Origin of the sequence: Actinomadura sp. 7K534 (assembly GCF_004348575.1) — a bacterium.
In the GTDB taxonomy this organism is placed as follows: domain Bacteria; phylum Actinomycetota; class Actinomycetes; order Streptosporangiales; family Streptosporangiaceae; genus Spirillospora; species Spirillospora livida.
Genome location: NZ_SMKB01000501.1, coordinates 1 through 1,037, shown reverse-complemented (window position 1 = coordinate 1,037; position 1,037 = coordinate 1). Strand labels below are relative to the sequence as shown.

Sequence of the window (1,037 nt, the reverse complement as noted above, 5' to 3'; positions counted from 1 at the left end):
CAGGGGTGAAGGAGATCACGGTGTCGCCGGCGCTGCGGCCGATGAGGCCGGCGGGGGTGTCGAGGGCGGCGATGCGGCCTTGTTTGAAGACGGCGATGCGGTCGCAGAGGCGTTGTGCCTCTTCCATGAAGTGGGTGACGAGGACGACGGTGACGCCGGAGTCGCGGATCTCTTCGATGAGTTTCCAGGTGTCGCGGCGGGCGCGGGGGTCCAGGCCGGTGGTGAGTTCGTCGAGGACGACGATGCGGGGTCGGCCGAGGAGGGCGAGGGCGATGAAGAGGCGCTGTTTCTGGCCGCCGGACAGCTTGCCGAAGCGGGTGGTGAGTTTGGTGGTGAGGCCGAGGCGTTCGGCGAGGGCACGCGAGTTCTCGGGTGCGGGGTAGAAGGCGCTGTAGAGGTCCAGGGCTTCGCGGACGGTGAGTTTTTCCTGGAGTTCGCTTTCCTGGAGTTGGACGCCGAGGATCGCGGTGAGCTCGTCGCGGTCGGTGGCGGGGTCGAGGCCGGCGACGCGGATGGTTCCGGTGTCGGGGCGGCGGAGTCCTTCGAGGCATTCGACGGCGGTGGTCTTGCCGGCGCCGTTGGGGCCGAGGATTCCGAAGATCTCGCCTTCGTCGACGGTGAAGGTGACGTCGTCGACGGCGGTGTGCGCGCCGTAGGTCTTGCGCAGGCCGTTGACTTCGATGATCGGCATGGTTCGAGGATGGCGCGGGGCGGTGCGGCGGGGCATCGTCCGGGGCGCTGGTCCTGCCATCAGCCGATCGGTTGATGGCGGGCTACGACCGTGCCGTTCCGGCCGGTCGTGTGGAAGCCGGGCGCGTGTTCAGTCGAGGAGGCGGGCGCGGAGGGCGTCGGTGTCGTCGGGGGTGAAGTCGCCGGAGGAGGACACCGTGATCCGGCTGTCCGGGGAAGCGGCGCGTGGACCGGGGGCCTCCTGCAGCGGGGCCGGCGGCCCCGCGCAGGCGGCGGTGCCGGAGGCGGCGAGTACGACGAGCTGGACGAGCAGGAACGCGGGCACGCGCATGAGAACTCCCCAAAGT

General features: G+C 69.9%; 2 protein-coding genes. Both read right to left on the bottom strand.

What is annotated here, in order from left to right; genetic code table 11:
- Window positions 1–691: ABC transporter ATP-binding protein (locus E1266_RS37400; RefSeq protein WP_132055330.1), on the bottom strand; the 691-nt coding region annotated here is incomplete at its 3' end.
- Window positions 692–820: 129 nt separating this feature from the next.
- On the bottom strand, window positions 821–1,037 hold a 217-nt coding region (locus tag E1266_RS37395), incomplete at its 5' end, for a hypothetical protein (protein ID WP_207946168.1).